The organism is Ruegeria sp. HKCCA6837, assembly GCF_013034475.1.
GTDB lineage: Bacteria > Pseudomonadota > Alphaproteobacteria > Rhodobacterales > Rhodobacteraceae > Ruegeria.
Genome location: NZ_WQGD01000026.1, coordinates 1 through 23449 on the forward strand (window position 1 = coordinate 1; position 23449 = coordinate 23449).

Genomic DNA, 23449 nt, shown 5'->3' on the forward strand with positions numbered 1-23449 from the left:
ACAATGCGCTTTTGGTCGAAGGCTTGAAGAAAGCTGGTGTTAAGCCGTAGAGTTGTTCCAAATGCCAAAGCTCGCAAACTACCGCAGACAAAACGTGCCAAAGGTAGATCCAATTTTGGCGCACTGTTCTCGAAAGGTTCTTAGCAATCGCTCATTGCTTCAATCGGCAACAACTGTTTCAGCCCAAAGCAGACGTTCTCAAGTTTTCACCCGCCGTCTGTTCTACGGGCAACGCAGCCATTCGCAAAAAATTGTCGTCGATGCGGCGCGAGCATGATCCGAGACCAATAAATTCCAATTTGATTATACATAATGTTGAAGTATCCTCCGACGAAGAAACGACATATAGATTGAAGGTGACGGAGCGGATGGTAAAAGGTCTCAAATCAGCAGTTGCAACTGTACTGACTGCAACGCTGACGACATGCCCCAATTTAGGCGCAGCAGACCAAGTCTCGGAGCAGATAAAAGCGCTGCTACGGTCAAATACGAATGCGAGTAGCACACTTTCTAACAATAAGAGTTTGGACGCAGAAATCCTTGTACCTCGTTTCTATTCAGACAGAGAATTTGCGCCAGCTTGGACAAGTTTTGAATTGGTCGACGAACTATTTCAGGAGTTGGATGGAGCAATTGATCAGGGCTTTACGCCGAGTGACTTCAAGCTAGAAGGGCTTCGAACCGCTTTCAAAGACTCACAGGGTGGCGATGCCTCAAATAAAGCGCTGTTCGATATTTTGGCGACCGACGCAGCAGTAAAACTCGTGCATCATTTGGTTTTTGGAAAAGTCGATCCAAATGCATTGGATAACGATTGGAACTTCTCAAAACCAGTAATTCAACAAGACCCTTCCATTGTATTGAGCCAATTTCTTCAAGGTGAAGGCTTCAGCGCTTTGATTGAACGTATCGATATCGAAAATGCGCAATATACGATGCTCGTTGATGCATTGCGCAAATACAGAGCTATTGCATCAAAGGGAGGCTGGAACAAAGTTCCCGAAGAAACGGTTCTGAAGCCGGAAATGGTGGATTCTGCCGTCGCCGAACTGCGTAAAAGGCTAGCGGCAGAAGGCTACGAGGGAACAAATGAATTTCAAGAAATCAGCCAAAACGGCATAAATCCAGCTTGGGTTTATGACGATTACTTGGTGCAACTTGTAAAAACCTTTCAAAATCGTCACGGCCTGGAGGCAGATGGCGTCGTTGGTGGTAAGACCTTCGCCTCTCTCAACAAACCTGTCGAAGACCGCATAAATAAGTTGCGCCTCAGCCTGGAACGGGGCCGTTGGCTCATGCGGGAAATCGACGAGGAGTTCGTACTGGTAAATATTGCAGGCGCTCGTACTTACTTGGTCACATCTGGCGGGACGCTTTGGACCACCCGGTCAATCACAGGATCAGCCTACCGCAAAACCCCAGTGTTCCGAGATGAAATTGAATACATGGAATTCAATCCGACTTGGACCGTTCCCGCCTCGATTTTTCGGAAAGACAAGCTTTCGCGGATCCGCAAGGATCCAGCCTATCTGGCGCGCAACAGTTACGTAGTTCGTAACAAAGACGGGCAGACAATTCCTGCCAACGCTGTGAACTGGGGAGCAAAGAACCCCGCCGTCACTTTGGTTCAGCAGCCGGGCCCAGACAATGCGTTAGGTTTAGTCAAGTTCATGTTTCCCAATAAATACGCTGTGTACTTGCATGACACCAACGACCGCAGTCTTTTCGACCGAAATGAGCGGAACCTAAGTTCCGGCTGCGTTCGTCTTGAGTATCCGTTCGAATTTGCCAGCCTTTTGATGGAGGGAGAGCCCGACTGGAGCCGGCAAAAGATGCAATCCATTTTGGATAGCGGGAAGACAACGCGAGTTAACCTACCCGAGCCCATGCCGGTCCTTTTGACCTATTGGACTGCTTGGGTCGAAGATGGGGCCGTTCATTTCCGTGAGGATCCATACGAACGAGATGCTCGAATTCTTGCTGCCTTGGACCGATGAACACGCCATCCTCAAAGAAATGCGCAATCCCATTTTCAAACTGCAATAGTTGTCGTCACCAAAATGAACCAGCGCAGCTGCGTTCAGGACTCGCAAGCGCTCAACGCGCGGAGCAGCGCCGAGTGGCCGCTCTGGGCGGTCTACTAGACTTTGCAATGCCCGGTTTCTGAGAGAAGCAGACATTGGAGAGAGTTTCGCGGAATGACAGCTCTGCGGACTTTCCAGGCATTGATGTTTAGACATGTTGCTGACGCAGCATTAAGTGATACTCTGTATTTCGGTAGTTGTCGTTAGACTAGTCATTGACAAGCTTAGTTTTGGTCGGAACCGAAACCGCGCTTTCGCCGCATCCAGTTCAGACATGAAAACCGCGGACCAACCGGGCTTTCAATTCCTGCCCTAAGAAATTGCTTCAGCCTGAAGCCGCATCTGAAGTGCATTGTTCGTCGCGTTTTTGTTGAAGAGCTGAGTCTGTGGTATTGTGGAGTTTAATTGTTGATCGGAATTTGTTTTGTTTAGAAATGTCTCGATATGGCTGGCTGTGAGTTTTTGCGTATTCATCACCTCGGATGCTGTCGCCGAGGAAACTCGAGTAGCCCTTGTTATCGGAAACTCGGATTACGATCACGTTGCCAATCTGCCAAACCCTGATAACGATGCCCAGGACATCGCTGCAGCGCTAAAGAGGCTGGATTTCGAGGTCACAGTTGGAGCTAATCTGGACTACCGCGAAATGCGCCTTGCCCTTCGCGATTTTGCCGATGCCTCCCGGTCCGCTGACAAGGTCATTATCTATTACGCCGGGCACGGCATCGAAATTGAAAACAATAACTATCTCATTCCTGTCAACGCTGAACTCCGCAGCGATCTCGATGTGGACTTTGAGGCAATTCGCCTTGACTTGGTAGTGAACTCAATCGCCCAATCTCCCGGATTGAAAATCGTGCTTGTTGACGCGTGCCGTAACAACCCGTTTGTGACTGACATGATCAGGACAAGTGCCACCCGCAGCGTTGGACAAGGATTGGCCCGAATTGATCCGGGCGGCGTTCTTGTCGGTTACTCAGCACGGAGTGGGACGCTGGCCCTCGACGGCGACGGTCGTAACAGCCCTTACGCCTCCGCCTTGCTAACGCATCTCGAAGAACCCGGGCTTGAAGTGGGCAAGATGTTCCGCAAAGTGCGAGACAGTGTGTTCCAGGCGACCGAAGGGTATCAAGAGCCTTTCACATACGGATCGCTACCGGGATCTGATCTTTTCCTGAAGGAACCTCTGCCACCCGACCCGACAAAGCAGATGTCGGAGGCTGAAATCGCCGTTGCAGCAGCGCAGATTAATAGCGAACTAGCCTCGGATTATATCCAGGCTGAAAGCCGCGGAACAGTCTATTCTTGGGAAAAATTCCTGGAAAAATACAAAGCGCACTCAGAGCACTACCTTGTTGCTTTTGCGAAAGACAAGCTGGACGTGTTGCAGTCCGAAGCCGAGGCAAAACGCAGAAAGCGAAACAGAGAGCCCTGGCTGAAGGCGAACTTTCCGGATGGCGAACTCGAAGCTGATCTGACGTTGGAACAACGAAAACTGGTGCAAGAAGCTTTGAACATGATGGGGCAGAACGTCGGCAGCGTGGACGGCGCCTTCGGTCCCAGAACCCGCAACGCGATCTCTACGGTTCGGGTTGCCAACGGTCTTTATCCGGGAACCCGAGTCGATATTGCATTCCTGCGCTTGCTGCCGGACGTACCCGCGATCAAAGCGCTCCAGAGCGACACCGCTCGCCTCTACAAGAAAGACGAACTGCCGGAGGCCATGGAAGAAAGGTTACGGAGGGCACTTAAAACCCTAGGGCCTCGCGAAGTCGTTTTTGGATACTTCGAAGGGCACCTGTACCTAGCAGTGCGGTCGTCCAGAAGGGATTTTTTTACTTCGAGCGAGCTAGCAAAAGAGATGGGAGGACATCTGGCAACCATTGGAAGTGCCCGAGAAAACCAATTCATTTACAACCTTATCAAGAATGATAAACGCTATTTTCGCAAAGGTAGCAGCGGAAATATACAGGGCCCAGCTTTCGGGCTTTATCAATTGCCTGGTAGCAACGAGCCATCTGGCGGTTGGGTCTGGATAACGGGTGAACCACTGACATATACGCGGTGGTCGAAGGGTGAACCCAACAATCACAAAGGCAACGAAGGATATGCCCACTTTTTCGGCGTCCCCGAGCATACACGCAACCCAAATTATTGGAACGATGGTCGCGGCTCCCACACTGCATTCATTGTCGAGATTGAATAGAATACGACATCAGGTCCGACTTGGGCTCGAAGCAGTCTTTCGCCGCGTAATGCATCAATGACCGCTGTGCGGACAAAGCGGTCTATGGTTCTCCAAACAAATCGGCCATCCTTGGGTTTACAGTACACAGTTGTGTAGAGTGGGAAGGATACTTGTCTTCACTTCCGAAAGCGTTTTCGGGTATTAATAGAGTCCCGACATGGGTCCCGGGCGTCCCGACCCTCTCCCGTTGGCTTCCTTGGCTATCAGACGGTGTCGTCCCAATGGTTGGGGCGTTCCGGATCACACGGTAGCAAGGTCGGCAATACGGACAAAGTGGGTGTTCAAGGAACCTTTTAAAGTGCCTTTTCAATGAACTTTGAAAAAAGCTCACCCTGCGAATTGATCCTAAGTTTCGCGTAAATGTTGCGTCTGTGGATGCGGACTGTGCCTGGAGAGATGCCGAGAATTGTGCCGACAGCTTCTGCCGAATGGCCCTTCAACGTGAACTCAACGACTTCTCTTTCTCGTGGCGTCAGAACGCCATCGCCAAATGCCTGGAAAGCAAGATCGACGCGACGACTAACGCCATTCGCTGCGGCGCCGCGGGTCATCGTTGGAAAGTCACTCCAATGTTTGCAACAGGCTGCCCGAACGAGCGGCCATAGAGCGTGCAAATGACGAATTTCCTTGGCTGAAAAAGGCTTCACTGATCGCATGAGCGAGACCACAACCATCCCAGTGCTTGGGATATCGATAAAGTAGCCAATCTCCTCTGCTAACCCAGTCCTTTTGTAATAGCTGCGATAGTATTCGCCCTGATAGAACCTGTCCGGTGCGATATCGCGCATGCGGTATAGACCCGGTGTTATCGGTTTTGTCGCGGCCAAAAAAAATGGATCGAGTACGTAGGGCCCTGCTTGGTAATCCTCAACAAAAATACGCCGTTTGCTTTTGGGAAAATCGTCGTGAAGGTCTATAGGTGCTTCGGTTCCGACATGGCCAAACACCACTGTAAAATCGAATGGTGCGACCTGCCGCAAGCCATCTGCCAAAGCACATGGAAATTCTGGGGTTCCGATCTTCTCCACGACCCTGCCGGCCTCTTCCATCCAATCGTACACACGCTGCTCCAGATTTTCGAAAAGCAGCTCTATACCCCAATTGTGGTATATACAGCTAATCGGAGTTATTGTTACTTTTTCCCTGTTTGAGTGGTATGCCAATAAATGCCAAAAAATCAAGCAAAAGGAAAAAGGCAGTATATGAGCTTTGACATGAGCGTCACCATGCAGACGATTGCGGAACTCCGCGGAGTGACTAAGACCTTCGGGAATGTGGTCGCTGCCAAAGACCTGAATCTTTCCATTGGGAAAGGAGAGTTCCTGTCGTTCTTAGGCCCATCTGGTTGCGGCAAAACCACTGCACTTAGGATGCTGGCGGGTTTCGAGAAACCAACCGAAGGTCAGGTGTTGCTCGATGGCGAAGTCGTCAACGACTTGGATGCGCACCATCGCCCAGTCAACATGGTGTTTCAGCACTACGCTCTTTTTCCTCACCTGAGCGTGTTCGACAACATCGCGTACGGCCTGCGCCAACAACGACCACGCGTAGACAAACAAACAATCGCGACAAAGGTTAAGCAGGCGCTGGAAACTGTCCGTCTGGGTGGGTTTGGCCCACGTCGAATCTGGGAGATGTCTGGTGGTCAGCAGCAACGCGTCGCTTTGGCGCGTGCGATCGTAAACGAGCCCAAGCTTTTGCTGCTCGATGAACCAATGGCTGCTCTGGATCGAAAGCTTCGAAAAGAAATGCAGTTTGAACTGCAGAACCTGCAACGACAACTGGGAATAACTTTTGTCCTCGTCACGCACGACCAAGAAGAAGCGCTTTCAATGTCCGACCGAATTTGTGTGATGGAAGGCGGCAGTATTGTGCAAGTAGGCAGCCCACGCGAACTCTATGACATGCCCCGCAGCCGTTACGTGGCTGGATTTGTTGGCACCTCGAATTTCTTTGATGCAACTGTGACTGACGCAGTAGCCGACCAAATCACTGTGCGTTTAGCGAGTGGCCAAAAGGTGCACGGAACTCCGGAGATTCCAATAGATGCAGGGCAGGAAGTGTGCGTCAGCATCCGTCCTGAACAGATAGCGCTGACCCGCGCGCTGCCCGCAGCTGAAATTGCTCTGCCAGTTACCATTCAAAATCGGATCTTCCTTGGGGAGCACACAGAATACCTTGCGCGCAACGAAGCACTGGGTGATATCCACGTACTTGTGCCAAGGCAAGCGGAATTGAACGAGGGGACGTTCAATGCAGGAGAACAGGCCTTTGTTTCATGGGGCGAAGGCGCACTGCTGATCCTGGAAAATTAACAAATCCCGCAGTCCAACAACAGAGAGGTTCACAATGACCAAGGATAATGGGACTATTTCCAAGCAAAATTTCATGGAAGAGCTTCGCCGGTACCAAAAGGGTTCGGTCACACGGCGACATTTTTTGGGCGTGACAGGTCTTGGGATGGCAACGGCCGTTCTGGGCATGGCTATGCCTGGGTTGCGTCCACGCCCGGCATTTGCTGCCGGAGACATTGGCGACCGAGTGATCCTCGCCACGTGGCCGAACTACCATGACGAGATGAACTTCGAAGCCTTCACGGAAGCCACTGGTGCTCACGTTCAGGTCAATGTTTTTGGCTCGAACGAAGAGATGTTGGCAAAACTGCAAGCCGGAGGGTCTGGCTGGGACGTGTTCGTTCCAACCAATTACACGATCACTACGTATGTGGGCGAAGATCTGATCATCCCGCTCGATACGTCCAAACTGCCAAACTACGACGCAGGTTCATTCGAACAGCGCTTTTCAGATGCCGGCTCTGTCGATGGCCAGCTTTACGCGGTGCCGAAAAACTGGGGCACGACCGGCTTTGCAGTGAATACTAGTAAGCTAGACGGCGCTCCGACTCCAACCACATGGAAAGAGTTCTGGGACCTTACTATGGAAGGTTACTCAGGTCGGACAATGGTGCATGATTACCAACTCACCACCATCGGTAATGCCCTGAAATACTTCGGCTACTCCTTCAACTCGGTCGATGAGAAGGAACTGGCGGATGCCGAGAAATTGTTGCTGGATGCTAAACCGCATCTGTTTGCAATCTCGTCGGATTATCAGCCACCGATGCGTAACGGTGACGCGTGGATGACGATGTGCTGGACAGGTGACGGCAAGCAGATGAATGTGGACATGCCTGAGATCGCCTACGTTCTGGGAGCCGAGGGCGGTGAACTCTGGTCCGACTACTACGCTATTCCTAAGGGCGCACCCCATATGGATGCCGCTTATGCCTTGATCGACTTCCTGCTGAACCCGGAAGTTAATGCGAAAGAAGTCCTCGCTCATGGCTATCCATCGGCTGATGCTCGCACCAATGCGTTGCTGCCAAAGGAATTGCTGGAAGATCCGATCCTTTATCCGGCAGCTGACCTTTTGAATGCGCTCGAGTTTGGCGCGGCGGCTACGCTAACCGATCCAAACCGTGCCGAGTTGCTCGCCCGCTTCAAGTCGGCCTAAGCGGCAAGGCCGCAATATCGGAAAAGACGAGGACAATATGACCAAACGAGGCAGAAAAGCACTGTTGCTGGCACCGGCAGGAATATGGCTTTTGGTAATGCTTGCCCTTCCACTACTGGTCGTCTTCGTCTTTTCCTTTGGCGAACGGGGTGCCGCCGGAGGCTATGTTCCAGCGTTCACTTTGGAACAATATGCCAACCTTCCTGCGCGATGGACGGCGTTTAAGAACACCTTGATCCTTGCACCTCTGGGGACTATCGCTGCGTTGGTAATTGCCTACCCGCTCGCCTACTTTCTTGCGGTGCGTTGTTCACCAAAGTGGAAAACTTCGCTGTTGATCCTGGTGATCGTGCCGTTCTGGACATCGATCCTGATCCGGTCATACGCATGGATTTTCATCCTTGGGGGGCGTGGCTTGCCCGCTTTACTGGAGTCGATCGGCATCGATGATGTCCGCCTGATAAATACGCCGTTCGCTGTGCTTGTGGGGATTGTCTATGGGTATCTACCTTTGATGGTTTTCCCAATTTTTGTAAGCTTGGACAAACTGGATAAACGCCTTCTGGAAGCCTCAGCGGATCTCGGCTCCACTCCGTGGCGTACGTTCCGTCAGGTAACACTTCCTCTGTCGGTACCAGGTATCGCAACTGGCTGCATGCTGGTCTTCATCCTACTCATGGGCGAATTTCTGATCCCAGCGATTTTAGGTGGCGGAAAAGTGTTTTTCGTCGGAAATGCGCTGGTGGACCTGTTCTTGCAGTCTCGAAACTGGGCGTACGGTTCGGCGGTCGCAATGACGCTGGTTGTCGTAATGCTTGTCACTGTCTCAATTTACATGAAATTCATCTCGCGCCTGGGTGGCCAGCGCGAAGATGTCTCGCTGATGTGAGGGTCCGATGCGTTTTTACGCGACTTGCGTCTACCTTTTTCTCTATATTCCAATCGGCATCATCGCGCTTTTCAGCTTCAATGCCGGACGACACGCAAGCCAGTTCATGGGGTTCTCGACCCAATGGTATGGCAAAGCGCTCAACAACCCATTTGTTATGGACGCGCTCGAGACCAGTCTGCTTGCGGCATTCATAACTGCTTGCCTCGCATCCACACTCGGAACCATGGCCGCCATCGCTTTACAAGGGGTTAAGGGATGGCTCCGAACTTTGTTCGATGCGATGATTTATATTGCGATAATGATACCAGGTATCGTCATCGGTATCGCGACACTCATTGCCCTGGTCACCGTATTCGGCTGGCTAAACCCGCTTCTTGTGAGCCTATGGCCCGATGGAGCAAATCCCCCACAACTTTCCATGGGGATGCCCACTCTTGTCGCCGCACACACCATGTTCACAATGGCGCTGGTCATAATCATCGTACGTGCAAGGCTTTCGGGTATGGACCGTGCCCTCATGGAAGCCTCAGCTGACCTCTTTGCGACGCCCTGGGGCACCTTTCGGCAGGTGACCCTGCCGTTGATAGCACCGGCAATTTTGGCGGGCTTCCTGCTCAGCTTCACTTTCTCATTTGATGATTTCATCATAGCGTTCTTCGTAGCTGGCTCAGAAACAACCCTGCCTATCTACATATTCTCATCCATCCGACGCGGCGTAACGCCCGAGATCAATGCCATCGGCACTATGGTTATGGGCGCGTCGCTCTTGTTGCTCGTTGCAGCGCAACTGCTTTTGCGCCGAGGCGCCTCAAAATCGAATAGTTAAATAAAGGAGCCAAGTGAAATGCGGCTTGCAGGTAAAGTCGCGCTCGTGACGGGCGCGGGATCAGGAATTGGTCGGGCGGGTTCAATGGCAATGGCACAAGAGGGTGCGCATGTTGTGGTAACGGATCGCGATGCAACTCTTGCTGAAGACACTGTGGCCGCGATCGTTGCGCAGGGGAATCAAGCATCTGCCCTACAGCTTGACGTGACTGATGACGATGCCCTTACCAAAGCCATAGACGAAGCAGTAAAAAACTTCGGTCGGCTTGACGTGTTGCACTCTCATGCTGGGTTGCAGATCGAAGGAACGCTGGAAGAAGTGGAACCAGATGGAATGGATGCATCTTGGGCATTGAATGTCCGCGCTCACTTCATTGCCGCGCGCGCAGCCGTCCCCCATATGAAATCACAAGGTGGAGGCAGCGTGATCGTCACGGCCTCCAATTCTGGGGTTCAATACGACCGGGGGATGATCGCCTATGCGACTACAAAGCACGCAGCTGTTGCGATGGTTCGGCAGATGGCAGCCGACTACGCTGTCCATGCAATCCGTTTCAATGCCCTTTGTCCAGGATTTGTAGACACCCCCTTCAATGCAGGCTTCGAAAAGCAGATGGGTGGCCGTGCCAAACTGGAAAGCTACATCGAGCAGGCGATCCCTATGAGTCGGTGGGCGACAGTTGAAGAGATTGGCCATGGGATCGTCTATTTAGCTTCAGATGAATCCGCTTTTATGACGGGGCAAGCCTTGGTTATCGATGGCGGTGAATGCATTTAGTGATGGGTTAGACCGCTCAAGAGAATGTCTATCGCCGCACTTCATTTTTGGCGAGCACATTTCAGTCCGCTTTGGGCTCGATGCGGACATTCAGTTAATAACGCCCAATGTCTGCCTTGCGGACAAAGCGGCCACTCTTTGCAAGAAATGAAATTGACGACTAGTTGTGGTATTAAGGCTCCCACAACCGGGGGGATGCCGCAATGAACAGAACTTGGATAACATTTCTCGCGGGGGTGGCTGCGCTATGCGCCACCATGTCGACAAGTTCCGCTGAAATGATCCACTTGATGGCTCGAAAAGGCGATGTCGCAAAAGTTATGTCAGAAATCGAAAAAGGAGTGCCGGTGGATCTGCCGAGCACCACAGGCGCTCGTTTTGAAGGTTCGTCACCACTCGTAGTCGCATCTCGGTTCGGTCGTACAGACGTGGTCGCGGCCCTGTTGGAGGCTGGGGCCGACCCAAACTACTCTCTTTCCAATGCTGAGTACGAAAAAACTTTTGCATACCCAATCCATGCTGCGTCAAGCAACGGACACACAGAAGTTGTTCGATTGCTTTTGGAAGCCGGTGCTGATCCAACTGTTGTGGATCCTTGGCTTGGGACAGCACTGCATTTCGCCTCGTTGCGTGGGCACGACGAAATCGTGACTATGCTATTGGATGCTGGCGTACCTACAAGTGCAAGTATCCCTAGTGTGAAGCACTTGATTGGTAATGCCGATAGGGGCCGAGGAGAAACTCTGGCAGGTGCCTGCAAAGCCTGTCACAGCCTGGAGAACAATGGGCAAGTTCAAGCCAATGAAGGTCCGCCACTTTGGGGAGTTCTCGGGCGCACCATTGGCTCGTACGATGGCTACGAGTACTCGACGGCTTTCTCAGCGACTTCAGGTGTCTGGGACTACGACAATCTCAACTCGTTTCTTGGGCGTCCACGAGAATACATTCCGGGAACAAAGATGGACTTAGATGGAGTTTGGTTTGATCAGGATCGCGCAGACTTGATTTCTTACCTCCGGACACTCGATGAAAACCCGGTCGCATTGCCTTAACAACCAATCGAAATTGAGCGTAGGATACGCGTTGGTGAGGTCAGAAGCAGCCATCAAAAAGAGCTCGTTGGGCGTCTGCTTTGCGGACAAAACCGCCATCCGAGAAGATCGAACGCTCAACCCTTTGCGCAGTCCCCGGAATACACCACCTTGTCAAACTCATTTGATCCCCATTCAAGAACGGAATTTCGGTTTGATAGCTTTTATCGAGTTTGTGCCGTTTAATGTCAGTTAGAAATATCCACAATTTCAAAGCTATCAATCTTTATTGGACTTTCGGGTGCATCACCCCACCCATAGACTTCGAAATTTACCTTTGCGGATGGGTCGATCAACACCTGCTTTCCCAGTGAACTCCATTGCACTCCATCTGGACTCGAAGCCCCCTCAAATTCTACATCGGTTTTGGTGAACTTCAAATACAGTGGCTCACCCATAAGGCCATCATCTCGAATTGAAATTTCTTTGGCGTCCTCGTTGTCTAAAGTCTTGTTCGTAAACTGATAAAGGCTCTTATAATAGTCCACATATACACCCACCCGCACGTTGTTTGACGCGTCGCCAATGCGAATTTGCACACCTTGTTGTCTTTCAGATGGGGTGCCGGCTAGCCTGATCGTTACGACATAATTCTCCGGAAGAAGGCCATTGTACTCAATGACGTTTTTCTTGTCTTTATGCGCAACAAGAAGAAGAAACTCGTCCTGTGTAAGTGCCATTCTTTGCCGGTCAGGGTTCAAAACTCTGAACGCAGGGCTAAGCGTCTGCCCTTGGAAGTCATCAAAGAATTCGCGCTTTTCTTGTGCCATGCCCACCGGCGAAGACAAACAGATAAGTAGACTTAGCGTGGCAGTGGAAATAAACTGCGTTGTGGTCGTCATGGGTCACCTCCTATCGGCTGAATGCCGACTACGCTAGCTTCCGGTAGCCACTTCACACTCTTACCGAATTCAGCTGCGCAAATTGCGGATTCGTCACGTCTGACCTGCACTTTGCCGTCGGTGTGGTTCCGCACCGAAACCGGTAACCAAGCATCCCGTTCGGGCAGTTTAGCATAGAGGCTCGCACCAATGAAGATTTTTGGCTCTATCGTCACGTAGATCTGAGAAAGCGGGAGTGTTTCAAGATCATCAAAATCAAAAAGTACAAGTCCGCTGCCGCTGTCTCGTTCAATGAGTTCGCCTGGAAACAGACATCCTGACTCGTTCCACTCCGCAAGGATGAAACTGTTTTTAAGAACCGATGGCGTTAGGTCCTCTGGAACGGACGAACCTGGCGGTGTGTTGCGGGTCAATTCGGTGCCTACCGTTTCCGCGGAGAACGGGAGATGCAACAGAATCGCTGCTGTCAGTATCGCCGGTCCAATTAGCTTTAGTTTTCGGCGTTGGTCATTTTCAAATTGTGGGATCTTTACAATGCCGAAGTCACGGCCATGAAACCAAGGCGCCAGCGTAAGGATCAAGCCGAATACGAGCAACACATAGCCAAAGCCGTCCGGCAGATTTGCCCTCTCCAAAATACTCATCTGTCTGGCTCTTTACTCTGGATTCTTTGCGAAAGTATATTTGAAGATGACGACGAGGGAACCCAGCTTGAAAAGGCTCTGTTTTGTGTAGTGTTAGCTGAAGCGCGATGTTTGTATCTCTTTCTGCGAAGATGGTTTGAGAGAGCCGCATATCGATCAGATCGCCACTCTGAGTGCAGAACAGGCGCTTGCCGCGAAGCAGCGGGCTACCGTTAGATGAATGCCCGCTCTGGGCTCGGTGTAGACGTTCGCCAAATCGCTACCAATGTCTGGTTTGCGGACAAACCTGACATTCGGAACTACTACGTGTACCCTATCGGCATAGATTAGGGAGGCTTCGAAATGACCAATCCCAATGAAGTCGCGCACCATTACCATTCTGGACACTTGCTCAAGAGGATTTCCGATGGTTGCGCAGCATTGGACTTGACCCCACCAATTTCCCACGACGCTTTGGCTCCGCTTGACGAGTTCCACATTGGCGGGCGCCTCGCGACCGAACCGTTTGTGAAGGCTCTCGGTCTTTCCCCCGACAGCCGGGTTGTCGATTTTGGATGCGGTCTCGGCGGTCCAGCACGATATGTCGCTGCTGCTACCGGGGCGCATGTAACTGGCGTCGATTTGACCGCTGAGTTTGTGGAAACAGGACGCGCACTTACAGAATGGACAGGTTTGTCTGATCGGGTGCAACTCATCGAAGGCAGCGTACTTGAGCTGCCGCTAGAAGCTCAGTCAATGGACGCTGCATACATGATCCATGTTGGCATGAACATCGCGGACAAGGCCGGCATAGCGCGCGAGGCAAAACGGGTTCTAAAGCCAGGAGGCATCTTTGCAATCTACGATGTGATGCAAGTGGGAGAAGGGCAAATGGACTATCCTGCGCCTTGGGCTTCTTCATCAGATCAAAGCGCGCTTGCTCCACCTGAGACATATGAGGCTGCTCTGAAGTCTGTTGGTTTCGAGATGAGAGACCAGATTGACCGCACTGCATTCGCTAAGCAGTTTTTTGCAGATCTGGCGGCTGCGCAAAGCCGTTCAGATGGCCCTCCACCTTTGGGTCTTCATCTGATCATGGGCGACGACACTGCACTTAAGGTTCAACACATGGTTCGGAACATCGAACGTGGTTTGATTGCTCCAATTGAAATTCACGCGCGCTTGCCGGTTTAGAAGACCGTCCATTTGATAGTTTTACGGACTAGTCAAGCATTTCTGAACGGCAACCGTTCAATACTTAGTCGCCTAAATCAGAAATAACGGACTTTAGCCGACGGATGGCTTCCGCGGTTATACGATCCTGGTCCACAGTGAGGGTGTAACCCTCATCCTCCTCGTGAATGATGCGGCTCTCTCGCGCCGCGGCTTCGTAGATTGCTGTTGCCGCGTAAGTGCGGATCGGATTCTGAAATCCTTTCACCTGAACCGGCTCACGCTCTTCAACCGAGAGCCAATCTTTCACCAAAGAATAGGTTTCCGCTGCCAGTAATATGCCTCCTGGATCGCACTCGGCCTCAAGCCTTGCAGCAAGGTTCACTTCTCGCCCAATCGCCGTGTAATCCATCCGATCATTGGAGCCGAAATTGCCTATTGTGCAGTAGCCCGTGTTAATGCCTATGCGGGCCTGAAATGCTCGATCAATCAAGCCTTTGCGCCGCCATCCAGTTTGCAGGTCGTTCAAGGCGCGTTGCATGTCGATCGCCATCCGAACGCAAGCGGCTGCATCTTCCTTTACGCCCAGACTTTCGGGTTCGCCAAAATACAGCATCATCGCATCCCCAATGAACTTGTCGAAATAGGCTCCGTGTCTCTGGGCGATCTTGGACATTTCCGACAAATATTCATTCAGTAACGAGGTCAATTCCTATGCTTCAAGCTGATCTGTAATCTCGGAAAAATCGACGATGTCGGAAAAGAAGATCGTGAGTTTGCGGCGGCGGCTCTCGATTGCCGCTTGCTGGTTACCAGCTATGATTGACCGATAAAGTTGAGGCGGCATGTACTTGGCAAGCTGTTTGGATACGTTCTCCAGGGTCTCATTCGCTTCACGCATTTGGTTCAGCAAATGCAAGTTATCCAGCGCGATGTTTGCCTGTGCTGCAAACGTCTTGAGAATATCGAATTGCTCTGTTTGCAGCTTGCCGATCGAATGCCGCAAGACGGCAAGAGCTCCAACTGTCTGCCCGCCTTGAGAAATTGGGACCATCGTTACGGCCCGAGCTCCAGACGCAAGGAAGTTGCCAGCACCAATTCGAAACTGATCTTGTGCCGCCGCGACGTCTGGCAAATCAATCGCCTTGCCATTCAAAATGACGTGGCCGTGAATAGTTTCTGGATGGAGAGGTGCTGGAAAGCGACGTCGCCAAGCCTCAACACCAGCTGGTTCTGGGCCGGAGATTGCGCCCAAAATCAGTTTTTTACCCTCCCTCAATCCGATGCTGATTGTCGATTTTGGAAACAGTGTTTGACCCGCTTCAACAATGGAGTTGAAAACCGGTTGAGGATCTTTAATCGAGCTGTTTACAACGTCCAGGATTTTGGCTGTCGCCACTTGTCGATCCAGCGCTTCCTTCAGCTGGATTTCCAAAGCCTTCAAAGCCTCAGCTGTTTTGTTAAGCGGATCAGGCACGAGGTCCGGTTGCGATGTTCTCTGACCCTTTGACATGTCGACCATCCTTTTGGGTGATTAACAATCGACCAAGTCATAATGCTTGATGGATCGCGACTCGACGAGCTCCGCTTCAGCAGGATCAATGTGCGGACTTTGGTAGTCTTCTCCCACGAAGGCCTTAAGCGCCTCCAAGCTCTCCCACACCATGACAAAACTGAATTCTCGCGGGGAATCCTCTCTCGCCCCCCCGGAAGAACACGCACGATCCCCGGAGTACTATTCATTAGGGGTATAGCAGTTTCATGAAAGAAGCGGCCAAACTCCTCTTCTTTTCCGGGACGTGTTGTCACCTGAAATATCCGCATAATCATACACAATCCTCCCAAAGGTCGGGTTCTTGGATGTATGCATGCCTCGCAAGTCCACGCTAGCACACTTGGTTGGAACTGTCTGCTGTGGGCTTGGTTCGCGCATTCGGTGGGTTCGCAAGTGGGTCTGCATTGCCCTTATTAGGGGAGCAAGCGGTTTGTGGTAATCTTCTATCAACAAACCGGGGGATGATATGGCTGGAACTGCTCTGATTACTGGTGCTTCAAGTGGGATAGGCCGAGCGACGGCCATCGATCTTGCTTCAAAAGGGTGGCGCATGACCTCGTTCTTTTTGACGACACTCTGCATTGGGTGAAGTCTCCTGACATGCCCTTAAACCCCTTGGGCTCGATTCCATTTCTGTCGTTCGACAAAAATTGCTTTTACAGGCAATGGGGCTTCGCTGATGGCCAAGCGCAGGGGCATCACTTTGAACAGGTTTTGGAATGCCCCAGCGCCGCCGGAGTAAAATCCACCGTCCGATCTGGACTTGGAGTAGCGCTATTGAATGGGATGCACCTGTCTGACGGTATCGAGGTCATCGAGGGTATATTTCCACCCCCACCTGACATTACCTTTGTCGCCCGCATCCATCCCAAAAGTAGAACCGAACCCGTGAAGGCGCTCATTGACGAAATCGCACGTGAGCTCCACGCTTCGATCCCTTTGCGTGCTGCCGGATAGCGCTTCAAAGCAGCCTTTCGGGAACTCGCAGCCAATGTCTGTTTTGTCCGCATTGCGGACGTTCAAGCAAGTTGCAGCGAACGACCGCTAAGCGGACAAAGCTGCCTTTCGTGTCGATGTTGTCAATCACAGTAAACAGACCCAATCCGGAAGTTGACCGCCACCCGGGGTGCTGGAACGAAGCGAGAAAGGGCATCAAAATGCGCTTGAATTGCGACTTTTTACTCCCTCGGCGTTGGACGTTTGCTAGCAACCAACTGACAATTCTCTCTTACGCTGCGCGTCTCTGATCAAAGCTGCAAGTCGATAGAAGCCATGAACCATCTTGGTGTATGGCATGAGCAGGAAGAACGTCAGAACCGATCCAAGGTGGATGGCAAGCAGCGCGGGCATCAGATCAGTTGAACCGAGGACGTAAAGGACCAGCCCGCTCAGCCCGACAAATCCGAGCAACAGGACAAACCCGATTTCGCCGCCCCATGCGGACGGGTCACCAAGCTCGCGATCAGACTTTTGCTTGAGAAAAACCATAGCTCCGCAACCCACTGTCAGCAGAATACCGCCTGAAACCCCAAAGAGTTTTGGCAGGGACCAGAACCCGTAGGGCGCGTGTAACGCGAACCCATAGTGCATAATCGTCGCCACCGAGGTCGAGGCAAAGCACAGCAGGAAGCCGTACATGATGGCGTGGTGAATGTGGCGTCGGCCCTGACTGAACCGGTCTTCGTCCTCGAAGTTGCAACCCTCGCCGTGGCCTGCGGCCAAGTCCTGCATCTTGCCAGCGCGTTTGAACGCAGCAGTCAGATCAGACAATTGGATGGGTTTGCCACCTACCTCCGCCCAATAGCGCCTCAGGCTGATAGCCAAGCTAAAGAGTGGCAACAAGAATGCCGGCGCGAAAATTGCGACCATCGCATTATGGGACAGGACGGCATAGAACCCTTCACCTCCGCTGGAACCAACAGCGCGAATTGCCCAGAACATCACGGCAAAACCGATGACGAGGGCCAGCGCGATCGCGCCACCGTGAGTATGGAACCGCCGCGCCAGAGGTTGGGGCCAGGCGAAGCTCTCCCAAGTGTCCCGCCGCACTTCGGCCAGAGCTTTCGGCAGGTTCAGATCGAACTCGTGCGGTGCCGTGTACTGACACGCATAGTAGCAACCTCGACAGTTGTGGCACAAATTAGCCAGTTGCGTGATGTCTCCATCCGAGAACGCGCGTTCCGCGTGCAGCGACGGGAAGACTGAGCAGTAGCCCTCGCAGTACCGGCAGGCGTTGCATATCTCAGCCTGACGGCGAGCTTCTTGAAAAAGATCAGTTTGCATAGGCTGCAGCCTCACGTCCTGCGATGCGTCCAAAAACGGTCCCGATGGTCATGCCGAAACCGGCCAGATACCCCTGCCCAAGGATCGAACCCGCCATCGTCTCGCCCGCGGCCCACAGGTTTTTGATCTTGCCGTCTGGTGTCGAACACTGGGCCGTATCGTCGACCTTTAGCCCCAGATAGGTGAAGGTCACGCCAGTACGCAGCGAGTAGCCATAGAAGGGCGGATCGGTGATCGGACGAGCCCAGTTGGTTTTGGGTGGCGTCAGACCCGAGGTTGTGACCCCGTCCAACTCGGTTGGATGAAATCCGCTGGTGTCGCCGCAAGCTTCGTTGAATTCACTAACGGTTGCCTCCAACTTGTCGGCGGGTAGGTCCATCATGCCAGCCAGTTCCTCCAAGGTGTCCGCCTTTAGCGGAGGGAACACCGAGGGCATGAACAGGTTCAGCGACTTCGCATCGATGATCACATAGCCCACCTGATCCGGCTGCGCGGCGACCAGACGCCCCCAAATCGCATAGCGTTTTGGCCAGACGTCTTCGCCCTCGTCATAAAACCGCTCGGCATTTTTGTTCACGACGATCGAAAACGGCACGCAATCCAAACGAGTGACGATACCGCCGTCGAACTTCGGCGCGCGCCCGTCGATGGCAACGGCGTGACACTGGGTCGGGTCCCCAACACTTTCGACGCTTTGATCCAGCAGATCAGCCAGCACCACGCCCCGGTTATAGGGCGTTCCCCGGATCAGGAAGTTCTTCGCAGGCGCGCCCCATGCGCGAGTGAGCCAATCGGTATCTGCCTGAAACCCGCCCGCAGCAACGATGACGGCCTTGGGCGTGATGCGATGAGACTGGCCTTCATAGGTATAGTCTACCCACTCAATCTGATCGCCGTTCAGTTCAAGATGCGTCACGGCAGCTTGGTATAGCACGTCAACGCCCAAAGCTGCCGCGGTGCGGTAGTAGGCGTTCACCAGAGACTTCCCGCCCCCCATGAAGAAGGCGTTGGTCCGCGCCAGTGACAGTGTCCCGGACAGGGATGGTTGGAACCTCACGCCGTGTTCTTCCATCCACGGAAGGCATTCCTCGGAGGTTCGGATCGCGAGGCGAGCAAGACGTTCGTCGGTTTTGCCGCCAGTGACCTTGAGCAGATCTTCAAGATACTCATCTTCGCTGTATTTTTCGATCAGCGGACCCAGAGGTGCACCATGCATACAACGAAAATTGCGCGTATGGCGGGAGTTTCCACCACGATAGGGTTTTGGCGCTGTCTCGAGAATCAGAACACGGGCGCCTGCTTCGGCAGCAGTCATTGCAGCGCATAGAGCAGCATTCCCGCCGCCGATCACAGCGATGTCATAAGCTTCCTTTTGGGTGGTCATATCCTGTCTACCTAATGGTTTTCGTCGGTTGTCCGGTTGCGTTCTTGCAACGCCCGAATGCGCATCCGTTGTGCGGCCTGAATATGCGCGCGCATTTCTTTTTCAGCCGCAGCGCCATCGCGGGCCTTTAAGGCAGCCATGACGCGCTTGTGCTCGGCCACTGCTGTCTCGGCCCGGTCACCCTCCAGCAATTGTGATGGCCCAAGGATCAACAGCGCTTTTTGCAAAGACAACATAGACTTGGAAAGAAACCGATTCTTTGCTGCGTCCAAAAGTGTGGCGTGAAAAATCCGGTTGATCCGAGCCGCTTCCGAGCCTGTGCCAGCCTCGGCCAAGCGATCATTCAAAACGCACAGCTCGTCCAATTCGACATCCGACGCTGCACATGCCGCTAGTCGTGCCGCGGTTCCCTCGAGCACCGCGCGCATCTCATAAAGCTCCATTACTTCGGCATAATCGAGGCTGCGTACGGTTGCGCCCTGCCGTGGCACATGAGTTACCAGCCCGTCGGACTCCAACTGCCGGATAGCTTCGCGCACAGGGGTGCGACTGACGCCTAATCGTTCTGACAACTCAATCTCGCGTAGGCGTTCGCCAGGCTGAAGTGTGCCATCCCGAATCTCATCCAGCAGGTGTTGATACGCTGAATTGCCTTGTGGGCCAGTCTGATAGGGGTCGTCTTGAATGGTCATCGAGCGCTCACTTGTATTCTTGCGTCCACTTGTATACATTTGGATACGATATGAGTCAATATTATCGAAAGCCGTGCCTTGTCCACCCAAAACAAAACACCCTCTTTCCTGACAAAGCGGGCCGTAACACTGGTCCTTGCGCTGCTGGGCACCGGAGTATTTTGGGCGTTGAACCTGCCACTGCCCTTTCTATTCGGCCCAATGAGTGCGTGTCTGATCGCCGCCCTAGCGCATGCCCCTATGGAAGGTTTGGGTCAGATATCGGTTGCAGCGCGCACCATACTCGGCGTTGCAGTTGGAGCTTCGATTACCCCTGCCCTTTTTGTCGGATTGCCGAAGATGGCCGCGTCTATAGCACTGGTCCCGTTCTTCATCCTGCTGATCGCGCTGGTAGGCGTGCAATTCTTTCGTAAGATTTGGGGTTTTGACTCCACGACCGCGTTTTATGCTGCCATGCCAGGCGGATTGCAGGACATGATCATCTTTGGCGCCGAAGCAGGCGCCAACCCGCGTACGCTATCCCTGATCCACGGTACGCGCGTGCTGATCATCGTGACACTGGCCCCACTGTTTCTGACAGTGTTCTACGATGCCCAGCTCACCAACCCAATCGGAGAGCCTGCGCGCGACCTGCCAATACATGAGTTGGCGCTGATGGTACTGGCCGCCCTTGTAGGCTGGAAAGGCGGTGAGAGGATCGGCCTGTTCGGAGCATCTATCCTCGGCCCAATGATCCTGACAGCGGCTCTGTCACTGGGTGATTTTATTCATACTCGACCGCCTCGCGAGGCCATACTTGCAGCGCAATTCTTTATTGGTTGCGGGATCGGCGTGAAATTCGTGGGCGTCACTTGGGTCGAACTCCGCCGGGTGGTTGCAGCGGGCTTCGCCTATGTCATCGTCCTTGCGATCCTCGCAGCCGCTTTCACCGCCGTTGTCACTACGTTGGGCTTCGGTCAGCCGGTTGAGGCTTTCTTGGCCTTTGCCCCCGGCGGACAGGCAGAGATGACGGTCTTGGCCATCGTTTCTGGCGCGGACCTGGGCTTTGTGATCACGCACCACCTGACAAGGATCGTGCTGGTAATCATCGGCGCGCCCATAGCAGCCAACCTTATTCTGCGCTGGTCCAAACCTCGGGGTTGATCATGTGAATAGGGGCACCTTCAGCAAAAGCATTCACCTGATCGAAAATGTCTGCAAATTGCAGGTCGAATTCGTCCTCAGTCACAAAACCTATATGTGGTGTCGCAATCAGGTTTGGGTGCGATAGCAAGGGGTCATTCGGGTCGGTGAGCGGCTCGGTATCGAAGACATCAATTGCGGCCTTCCCCGGGCGACCAGCGTTCAGCGCGTCCAACAAAGCACCCGGAGCGATCAGCCCGGCCCGGGAGGTGTTCACAAACATCGCGCCCGGTTGCATCTGCGAAAAATCTGACGCTGTGATGATACCGTTCGTGTTGGGCTTCAGGCGAACATGGACCGAGACAACATCGCTGTTGGCAAAGAACGCTTCGCGGCTTGTAGCAATCTGCACGCCGTCGGCCTGCGCGCGTGCCCGGCCTTCATCCGAAGACCACCAAACCACATTCATCTTGAATGCCTCGGCATAGCCAGCAACAGCGCGGGCGATACGCCCATATCCATACAGTCCCAACTGTCGCCCTCTCAGAGTCTTGCCAACTCCGGCCTGCCAACGCCCCGTTTTGACCGAAGCCATCTGCGCAGGCAAATCGCGCATCCCGGCCATGATGAGTGCCCATGTCAGTTCGGCTGCGGCATATGAAGGCGTCCCACCATGCATGTTCGAACACAGCAGCACGCCATTATCCGAGCATGCCTGCACATCGACATGCGGATACACGCTGCGCTGACTGATCAATTTCAGGTTTGGAAGTTTTTCAATCAAATCCCGGGTGATCTTGGTGCGCTCGCGAAACAAAACCAGTGCCTCAGCCTCCTGCAAGCGTGCGGCCAATTCACCGGTATCCTCGACATGATCTGTCCAGACCTTCACGTGATGATCGGACAGTTTTCCGAAGCAGGGAAGGCCCTGCAGTGTATCGAACCAATCGTCCAGAATGTGAACTTTCATCGACTTTCTATACCCTGCCTTTTGTTCAGTTTTCTTGGCGTCGGCGCAAAATGAAGTTTGTCGAGTGCTTCAAGTGCATTGCGAACCCGTTCGCGTTGATCCAACAGATGGTTGAATTGCTCATCGCAACCGGCAATCGGTGTCGGGTAGTCCGCGATTTCCCTCCGCAAAGCCGACTGCGCTAGCCTGAGTTCCTGACGCGCGATATCAAGGCATTCGGAATAGTCGTCCATCGTGGCATCCTCATTAGGTATACCATAGTATACCTAATGAGGATGGCTACTTCAACTGCCGTTCCACTCAGATTCCGGTACATAAACATGCCCATCTGCCAATTTACGCGCAGTCCTCACCAGACCGGCAGAAATAACGTTGAACTCCCCGACGTTCGAGAAGTCCACCAGAACGTCGATCTTGCCTGAAGCGTGCTCCAACACAACTTCAGCCGGGCTTGAATTCGGGCGATCAAGCAAACCGTCGGCGACGGTACCGGGCGTCAAAGCGCAAGACGCCATGCATTGCGCACCTGTAACGGCCATTGTCGGGTGAGTTTTCCATGGCATGAAATACCGAACCGCAAGAGTTCCACCCTCTCTGGCGGGTGCGATCAACCCGAATTTGGGAGTTACCGATTTCGAGACGTCCCCCATACCCATCAGTTCTCCGGCTTCGATCCGCACGGCCTCCATCCGATCAAAAAAAGCACGGTTGGCATCCAGCTCTTCGGCGCTTTCATATCCTGTCAGTCCGAAATCCTCTGCTCGGGCTATCGCCATCGGCATAGCGACATCCATGCAAGTCAGCTCGACCCCCTGCACTGTATCGCGCAAATTTCCAGTGGGTAGAAATGCACCAGTTGCCGAACCCACAACGCCCATGAAACTCAGCTGCACCGGTGCAGAATGGCCGGGGACTCCGGCGATTTCCACATCGCCCTCGTACACCAACTCACCGCCCGGGGTCTGCACTTTGGTAACGACACGGGCGCCTGTATTGACAGCGCGAATACGGATTTCGGTTTCATCGCCGTTGGGCTGGAACAATCCCATTTCGATCGCAGCTGGACCAACTCCTGAGAGGATGTTCCCGCAGGTGGGTTTGAAATCGACCAGCTTTTCATCAACAGAAACCTGCGCGAAGAAATAGTCGATATCGGCCCATTCGTCCTCGCTAACTGAAAGCATCGCCACTTTGGTCGTCACTGCGTTACCACCACCGATCCCGTCGATGTTGAGCGCTTGTCCAGCCCCGATGGCAGCGACCAGAACATCGGCCAAAGTGTCCAAATCTTCGGGCAGATCAGAGCGTCGAAAATAGGGCCCTCGGGAAGTGCCGCCGCGCATGAAGACATATGGGATTGCTGTCTGGGTCATC

Annotated in this window: 22 protein-coding genes and 1 pseudogene; 11 read left to right on the plus strand and 12 right to left on the minus strand. The window is 53.1% G+C overall.

Annotated features, from left to right (window positions below):
* The first annotated feature begins 368 nt into the window (after nucleotides 1-368).
* Nucleotides 369-1997, plus strand: a complete 1629-nt coding sequence (locus GOV91_RS20925) for a murein L,D-transpeptidase (protein ID WP_254440745.1) — start codon at nucleotides 369-371, stop codon at nucleotides 1995-1997.
* A gap of 511 nt (nucleotides 1998-2508) precedes the next feature.
* Nucleotides 2509-4290 carry a caspase family protein gene (locus tag GOV91_RS20930; RefSeq protein ID WP_171236883.1) on the plus strand — a complete coding sequence of 594 codons (1782 nt, stop codon included), beginning with the start codon at nucleotides 2509-2511 and terminating at the stop codon, nucleotides 4288-4290.
* Nucleotides 4291-4625: 335 nt separating this feature from the next.
* Here GOV91_RS20930 and GOV91_RS20935 read toward each other — a convergent pair whose 3' ends face one another.
* Entirely contained in the window at nucleotides 4626-5393 is a 768-nt protein-coding gene (locus GOV91_RS20935; RefSeq protein WP_348540160.1) for a helix-turn-helix transcriptional regulator, read from the minus strand.
* Between the two features lie 141 nt (nucleotides 5394-5534).
* On the opposite strand from GOV91_RS20935, the gene GOV91_RS20940 reads away from it, so the two are divergent.
* From GOV91_RS20940 to GOV91_RS20965, 6 genes are all read left to right on the plus strand, one after another.
* On the plus strand, nucleotides 5535-6647 hold the full coding sequence (locus tag GOV91_RS20940; protein ID WP_171236884.1) for an ABC transporter ATP-binding protein: 1113 nt from the start codon (nucleotides 5535-5537) through the stop codon (nucleotides 6645-6647).
* Between the two features lie 34 nt (nucleotides 6648-6681).
* Complete coding sequence (locus GOV91_RS20945) at nucleotides 6682-7845, plus strand: PotD/PotF family extracellular solute-binding protein (protein WP_171236885.1); 1164 nt, start codon at nucleotides 6682-6684, stop codon at nucleotides 7843-7845.
* 37 nt (nucleotides 7846-7882) lie between these two features.
* Nucleotides 7883-8734: an ABC transporter permease gene (locus GOV91_RS20950; protein WP_171236886.1), complete on the plus strand. Its 852-nt coding sequence runs from the start codon at nucleotides 7883-7885 to the stop codon at nucleotides 8732-8734.
* A 7-nt stretch (nucleotides 8735-8741) separates the two neighbouring features.
* On the plus strand, nucleotides 8742-9563 hold the full coding sequence (locus GOV91_RS20955) for an ABC transporter permease (protein WP_171236887.1): 822 nt from the start codon (nucleotides 8742-8744) through the stop codon (nucleotides 9561-9563).
* An 18-nt stretch (nucleotides 9564-9581) separates the two neighbouring features.
* On the plus strand, nucleotides 9582-10340 hold the full coding sequence (locus tag GOV91_RS20960; RefSeq protein WP_171236888.1) for an SDR family NAD(P)-dependent oxidoreductase: 759 nt from the start codon (nucleotides 9582-9584) through the stop codon (nucleotides 10338-10340).
* Between the two features lie 203 nt (nucleotides 10341-10543).
* Nucleotides 10544-11392 (plus strand): ankyrin repeat domain-containing protein, encoded by an 849-nt coding sequence (locus GOV91_RS20965; protein WP_171236889.1) that lies wholly within the window; start codon nucleotides 10544-10546, stop codon nucleotides 11390-11392.
* 227 nt (nucleotides 11393-11619) lie between these two features.
* Here the strand turns inward: GOV91_RS20965 and GOV91_RS20970 are convergent, their stop codons facing one another.
* Both GOV91_RS20970 and GOV91_RS20975 read right to left on the minus strand, forming a co-directional pair.
* Nucleotides 11620-12273, minus strand: coding sequence for a hypothetical protein (locus tag GOV91_RS20970; RefSeq protein WP_171236890.1), 654 nt, complete (start codon nucleotides 12271-12273; stop codon nucleotides 11620-11622).
* A complete protein-coding gene (locus GOV91_RS20975) occupies nucleotides 12270-12917 on the minus strand; it encodes a tudor domain-containing protein (RefSeq protein ID WP_171236891.1) in 648 nt (215 codons plus the stop codon). Before GOV91_RS20975 ends, GOV91_RS20970 begins: the two co-directional genes overlap by 4 nt.
* 342 nt (nucleotides 12918-13259) lie before the next feature.
* Between GOV91_RS20975 and GOV91_RS20980 the strand changes: the two genes are divergently transcribed.
* Nucleotides 13260-14090, plus strand: coding sequence for a class I SAM-dependent methyltransferase (locus tag GOV91_RS20980; protein WP_171236892.1), 831 nt, complete (start codon nucleotides 13260-13262; stop codon nucleotides 14088-14090).
* A 64-nt stretch (nucleotides 14091-14154) separates the two neighbouring features.
* Here GOV91_RS20980 and GOV91_RS20985 read toward each other — a convergent pair whose 3' ends face one another.
* From GOV91_RS20985 to GOV91_RS22780, 3 genes and pseudogenes are all read right to left on the minus strand, one after another.
* On the minus strand, nucleotides 14155-14778 hold the full coding sequence (locus GOV91_RS20985; RefSeq protein WP_256369251.1) for an adenylate/guanylate cyclase domain-containing protein: 624 nt from the start codon (nucleotides 14776-14778) through the stop codon (nucleotides 14155-14157).
* A gap of 3 nt (nucleotides 14779-14781) precedes the next feature.
* Nucleotides 14782-15546, minus strand: coding sequence for a GAF domain-containing protein (locus tag GOV91_RS20990; protein WP_171236894.1), 765 nt, complete (start codon nucleotides 15544-15546; stop codon nucleotides 14782-14784).
* Nucleotides 15547-15603: 57 nt separating this feature from the next.
* A pseudogene (locus tag GOV91_RS22780) lies at nucleotides 15604-15899 on the minus strand (antibiotic biosynthesis monooxygenase).
* A gap of 325 nt (nucleotides 15900-16224) precedes the next feature.
* On the opposite strand from GOV91_RS22780, the gene GOV91_RS21000 reads away from it, so the two are divergent.
* Nucleotides 16225-16581, plus strand: a complete 357-nt coding sequence (locus GOV91_RS21000) for a LysR substrate-binding domain-containing protein (protein ID WP_254440747.1) — start codon at nucleotides 16225-16227, stop codon at nucleotides 16579-16581.
* A 246-nt stretch (nucleotides 16582-16827) separates the two neighbouring features.
* Here the strand turns inward: GOV91_RS21000 and tcuB are convergent, their stop codons facing one another.
* The 3 genes from tcuB to GOV91_RS21015 are packed head-to-tail and all read right to left on the minus strand — an operon-like array spanning nucleotide 16828 to nucleotide 19983.
* A complete protein-coding gene (gene tcuB, locus GOV91_RS21005; RefSeq protein ID WP_171180446.1) occupies nucleotides 16828-17907 on the minus strand; it encodes a tricarballylate utilization 4Fe-4S protein TcuB in 1080 nt (359 codons plus the stop codon).
* The gene (gene tcuA, locus GOV91_RS21010; RefSeq protein ID WP_171236897.1) at nucleotides 17897-19291 is read right to left on the minus strand and encodes an FAD-dependent tricarballylate dehydrogenase TcuA; all 1395 of its coding nucleotides are present in this window, start codon (nucleotides 19289-19291) and stop codon (nucleotides 17897-17899) included. The genes tcuB and tcuA overlap by 11 nt, the downstream gene beginning before the upstream one ends.
* Nucleotides 19292-19302: 11 nt before the next feature.
* Nucleotides 19303-19983, minus strand: coding sequence for a GntR family transcriptional regulator (locus tag GOV91_RS21015; protein WP_171236898.1), 681 nt, complete (start codon nucleotides 19981-19983; stop codon nucleotides 19303-19305).
* A 78-nt stretch (nucleotides 19984-20061) separates the two neighbouring features.
* Between GOV91_RS21015 and GOV91_RS21020 the strand changes: the two genes are divergently transcribed.
* Nucleotides 20062-21126: an AbrB family transcriptional regulator gene (locus tag GOV91_RS21020; RefSeq protein WP_217352050.1), complete on the plus strand. Its 1065-nt coding sequence runs from the start codon at nucleotides 20062-20064 to the stop codon at nucleotides 21124-21126.
* Here GOV91_RS21020 and GOV91_RS21025 read toward each other — a convergent pair.
* The 3 genes from GOV91_RS21025 to GOV91_RS21035 are packed head-to-tail and all read right to left on the minus strand — an operon-like array spanning nucleotide 21095 to nucleotide 23448.
* Nucleotides 21095-22075 carry a D-2-hydroxyacid dehydrogenase family protein gene (locus GOV91_RS21025; RefSeq protein ID WP_171236899.1) on the minus strand — a complete coding sequence of 327 codons (981 nt, stop codon included), beginning with the start codon at nucleotides 22073-22075 and terminating at the stop codon, nucleotides 21095-21097. The genes GOV91_RS21020 and GOV91_RS21025 overlap by 32 nt on opposite strands.
* Nucleotides 22072-22308, minus strand: a complete 237-nt coding sequence (locus GOV91_RS21030; protein WP_171236882.1) for a hypothetical protein — start codon at nucleotides 22306-22308, stop codon at nucleotides 22072-22074. Before GOV91_RS21030 ends, GOV91_RS21025 begins: the two co-directional genes overlap by 4 nt.
* A 51-nt stretch (nucleotides 22309-22359) precedes the next feature.
* Nucleotides 22360-23448: a 4-oxalomesaconate tautomerase gene (locus GOV91_RS21035; protein ID WP_171236900.1), complete on the minus strand. Its 1089-nt coding sequence runs from the start codon at nucleotides 23446-23448 to the stop codon at nucleotides 22360-22362.
* Nucleotide 23449: the final 1 nt, after the last annotated feature.